This window comes from Catenibacterium faecis, assembly GCF_014306455.1.
In the GTDB taxonomy this organism is placed as follows: domain Bacteria; phylum Bacillota_I; class Bacilli_A; order Erysipelotrichales; family Coprobacillaceae; genus Catenibacterium; species Catenibacterium mitsuoka_A.
The window spans coordinates 1-3,715 of record NZ_JACRWG010000099.1; the positions used below are offsets into that span (position 1 = coordinate 1).

Below are 3,715 nucleotides of genomic sequence, written 5' to 3' on the forward strand. Positions count from 1 at the left end.
ACCACCTCTCTTTGATTATACTATTATATCGAGATGCACACTAGAGTTTTGGGGGATTTGAGTTTGGTTATATATTTGTGTCCGCGCAACAAAGGCGCGGGGAAATGGAGAAAATCATGAATTATTTGAAATATAAGTCTTTTATTAATGTGAATTATAAGATGGTTCCTCAAACGGGTGCTTTTCATTATTATCTTAATGAGCATATCTATTTCTTATGTGTCTCTTATTTGCCAGGTATGGATTTTGAAAGTATCGTTATTAGAATACTGAATAATCACGAAAACATTACTATTAATGAGATCTCAGAAATAGATGATTTTACTTTCTATCTTAATGAAGTATGTTATCAAAAGTCAGGGTTATTTTTAGTGGCAGGTGCAACTGGTTCAGGTAAATCTACAACTTTATATGCGATTTTAGATAAGATTATTGAAATGGGTGGAAGAAATGTAGTCACGCTAGAGGATCCTATTGAAATAGTAAAGGAACATTGTTTACAGATAGAGATGAATGAAAGCATGGGAATAGACTATTATAATTCATTGAAACAGATTTTAAGACATGATCCAGATGTAATAATGATTGGTGAAATAAGAGATGAGAAGACAGCAAAATTGGCTATTACATGTGCTTTGACAGGACATCTGGTATTATCTACTATTCATGCGAGTAATTCTTTACTAGTTATTAAGAGAATGTTGAATTTAGGTATTAATGAAACGGATTTAGAGGATGTACTTATAGGTGTAGTAACTCAGCGTATTAAATATGATAGAAAAAATAGAAAGGTCATTATACTTCCTGAAACAATGAATAAGAACCAAATTAAAACATATTTTCTTGATCATACTGTCAGCTATCCATCATTTAAGGATAATGCACTTATGCTTATTAAAGAGAAGCATTGTGATCAATATTTGTTTAAGGATGAACTAAATGGACAATGATCTATTGTTTCTAGAAAACCTTTCTAATTTACTTGAGCAGGGTTATGGCATAGAAGAAACATTACTTATTTGTAAAGATATCAATAATCATCCCAGCATTGATACAATACTACAGAAAATATATGATGGGGAAGACTTAACAAACGCTTTATTAGACCCACATCTTCCTAGATTATTTATAGAATTCTTTACCTTCTTTTCTATGCGTTCTACTATTTCTGATGCAATTAAGAATAGCTTAAAGATTTATAATGAAATAATTTCGATAAGAAAGAAATTAACATCACAGATGACTTATCCTTTAATTTTAATTGTGTTTTTACTTTTTTTCTCATTATTTGCGACATTTATTCTCTTTCCAAAAGTGACATCGTTATTTAGTTCATTTGGAATGAATCCATCTTTGAGCTTTAGTATTCTATTTTTTATTATTCGTTTGATTCCTATTCTTATAATCGGTATATTAGTTGCACTTATTGTTTCTTTTGTTTATTTCCTTATCGCACTTAAGAAAAAGAAGTATTGGATTATTGAGCGTTTTCTTAAAGTTCCTTTTTTGAAAAAGTATATTCAAAAGTATTTCACATTTAAGTTCTGTCTTTATTTTAATGAATTATTAGAGGATCACATTGATTCAAATACAATTATAACTATGTTGAATGAGAATATGACTCAGAGTGATATTAAGATAGTATTATATGAGATTTATACAAGATTAAAGGAAGGAGAGCAGTTAGAAAATATTATTGATGGTTTTCCTTATTTTGATCATCTCTTTGTATCTATGTATAAGATGTATTTAAAGAATCCTGAAGAAATAGGCTCAATGAGGGGTTATTTAGATATTTCTCAGGAACAGATTACATATGCAGTGAACAAGTTTACTAAATTCTTTGTACCTATTGTTTATGGGTTTGTCGCATTTTTCGTCATCACTATTTATGTAGCAGTTATAATACCGATGATGAATGTTATTGGAGATATTTAGGAGGTTCTATGAAAAATAATAAAGCAGGTTTTACTTTAATCGAAATGATATTCTGTATTTCTGTTATTCTTGTGATTTTATTACTTGTTATTCCTAATGTTACAAGTAAGAATAATGTAGTAAAAGGCAAAGGATGTGAAGCACAGGTGGAAGTTGTTAATTCACAGATTATACTTTATCAGATAGAACATGATGAATTACCTACAAGTATTTCTCAATTAACATCTGGTTCTAATCCTTACCTCACTCAAAAACAGGCTACATGTCCAAATGGAAAATCTATTTATATATCAAATGGACAAGCTTATGTATAAGAAGGGATTTGCGGTTGTTGAGATGTTATTTGTTTTGTCTATTACAATCTTTCTATCATCACTTTGTATGACTATGCATACACGCACAATTAATGAACAGGAAGAAATAGCGCTTATTAAAGCAATGTTTGATGAAGCAAGAGCAATGGCTATAGTAGAAAAAGATACAGTAAAGGTATCAGTCTCTAATCATCGCATTGATTTGATTGGGAAAGAAAATAAGACGTTAAATCTAGAGGAAGGCTATCAGTTTCTTACAAATCATACATTTACATATAATGATCACGGACGTATTAAAATAGCCAAGACTCTTGTTTTAAAAACACCTCATCATACAAGAAAGTTTGTGTTTCAGTTAGGAAGTGGTGCTTATTATGTTACTTAATCATAAAGGAAATACACTTATTGAGTCACTTTTCGCATTATCTATTTATTTGATGATCGTGGTTTATTTTGTTGGATCTTTGACTGTATTGAATAAGGCACAGCTTAGATTTAGATATGTTCAAGAAAATAGTAATAAACAGGAATTACGCATTGCAGAGGAAGGAGATGATCTCCAATCAAAACTCAAAGAGGCTTTACGCTCGTAGAAATGTTGTTGTCTTTAAGTATTTGTTTAATGATTGTCTTGAATGTACCTTCTATCATACGCGTCTTAAAGGTCCCTGTAGTGAGTTATAATCAGGATATTGCGGTAGGCGCTAAACAGCTTGCTGATTATCTTCTTGTTTCCAAGATTAAGACATATAGTGAAGATATTGGATATTATGATGAGAAAGGTGAAGAGAATACCATTATCTTTGATAAGAGAAGACTTGTTAAAACACCTGGGTATGAAATATTAATAACTGATATAGATGATGTCATTTTCTTTGAAAAAGATGCATATATGTATATGACCATTACGAGAGGACAACAGAAATATACATATATGATCTGTGATTTATATAGAAAGCAGGAAGATTATGTCGAGGAATAGGGGAAGCATATTACAAGTAGTTTTAGTGATCTTTCTAATATTATTTACAAGTATATTCAGCTATTGTACGCTTGTAACAAGACAATATGAATTAACACGCTATCAGAGAATGATGAATGAACAAAGACGTATAGAAATACTATTAAGAAGACATTGGCGTTCTACAATTGATCAGGACATACTACTTAGTGATACCTATGAAATAGAAGAGAGTATTATTAGTTATACTGTAGACGATGATGGAAGGGATTATCTTATTGATTGTGATATTACCACAAAGTCTTATCACTATACAATGCAGGTTAAAATTGATATGGAAACTTTAGATATGCATGAGTGCATATATGGGCATTAATGGATACTGTCAACCGAAATTGATAATGTCTCAAAAATAATCAAACATTAGCACCACAGCGGTGCTTTTGTTTTGCAGCATAATTCGCAAAACTGGCTTTTTTCCATGGATGATCCATTGGAGGAA

Annotated in this window: 7 protein-coding genes; all 7 read left to right on the top strand. The window is 30.6% G+C overall.

From position 1 onward, the window contains the following. Positions 1 to 104 precede the first annotated feature (104 nt). The 7 genes from H8909_RS12605 to H8909_RS12635 all read left to right on the top strand — a co-directional run bounded on the left by H8909_RS12605 (position 105) and on the right by H8909_RS12635 (position 3,589). Positions 105 to 950, top strand: a complete 846-nt coding sequence (locus tag H8909_RS12605) for an ATPase, T2SS/T4P/T4SS family (RefSeq protein ID WP_255465908.1) — start codon at positions 105 to 107, stop codon at positions 948 to 950. Further along, the gene (locus H8909_RS12610; protein ID WP_187013071.1) at positions 940 to 1,938 is read left to right on the top strand and encodes a type II secretion system F family protein; all 999 of its coding nucleotides are present in this window, start codon (positions 940 to 942) and stop codon (positions 1,936 to 1,938) included. The genes H8909_RS12605 and H8909_RS12610 overlap by 11 nt, the downstream gene beginning before the upstream one ends. A gap of 8 nt (positions 1,939 to 1,946) precedes the next feature. Further along, a complete protein-coding gene (gene comGC / locus H8909_RS12615; RefSeq protein WP_022424354.1) occupies positions 1,947 to 2,252 on the top strand; it encodes a competence type IV pilus major pilin ComGC in 306 nt (101 codons plus the stop codon). After that, the gene (locus H8909_RS12620; protein ID WP_187013072.1) at positions 2,245 to 2,637 is read left to right on the top strand and encodes a hypothetical protein; all 393 of its coding nucleotides are present in this window, start codon (positions 2,245 to 2,247) and stop codon (positions 2,635 to 2,637) included. Before comGC ends, H8909_RS12620 begins: the two co-directional genes overlap by 8 nt. Beyond that, complete coding sequence (locus H8909_RS12625) at positions 2,627 to 2,845, top strand: hypothetical protein (RefSeq protein WP_117458041.1); 219 nt, start codon at positions 2,627 to 2,629, stop codon at positions 2,843 to 2,845. Before H8909_RS12620 ends, H8909_RS12625 begins: the two co-directional genes overlap by 11 nt. 80 nt (positions 2,846 to 2,925) lie before the next feature. Then, entirely contained in the window at positions 2,926 to 3,234 is a 309-nt protein-coding gene (locus H8909_RS12630; protein ID WP_238634479.1) for a ComGF family competence protein, read from the top strand. Then, positions 3,221 to 3,589: a hypothetical protein gene (locus H8909_RS12635; RefSeq protein ID WP_117458039.1), complete on the top strand. Its 369-nt coding sequence runs from the start codon at positions 3,221 to 3,223 to the stop codon at positions 3,587 to 3,589. Before H8909_RS12630 ends, H8909_RS12635 begins: the two co-directional genes overlap by 14 nt. The last annotated feature ends 126 nt before the right edge of the window (positions 3,590 to 3,715 follow it).

Excerpts from the sequence above, each read along its gene's own strand:
- H8909_RS12610 (WP_187013071.1), top strand. The coding sequence starts at position 940 with ATGGACAATGATCTATTGTTTCTAGAAAACCTTTCTAATTTACTTGAG.
- comGC (WP_022424354.1), top strand. The coding sequence starts at position 1,947 with ATGAAAAATAATAAAGCAGGTTTTACTTTAATCGAAATGATATTCTGT.
- H8909_RS12635 (WP_117458039.1), top strand. The coding sequence starts at position 3,221 with ATGTCGAGGAATAGGGGAAGCATATTACAAGTAGTTTTAGTGATCTTT.
- H8909_RS12625 (WP_117458041.1), top strand. The coding sequence starts at position 2,627 with ATGTTACTTAATCATAAAGGAAATACACTTATTGAGTCACTTTTCGCA.
- H8909_RS12620 (WP_187013072.1), top strand. The coding sequence starts at position 2,245 with ATGTATAAGAAGGGATTTGCGGTTGTTGAGATGTTATTTGTTTTGTCT.
- H8909_RS12605 (WP_255465908.1), top strand. The coding sequence starts at position 105 with ATGGAGAAAATCATGAATTATTTGAAATATAAGTCTTTTATTAATGTG.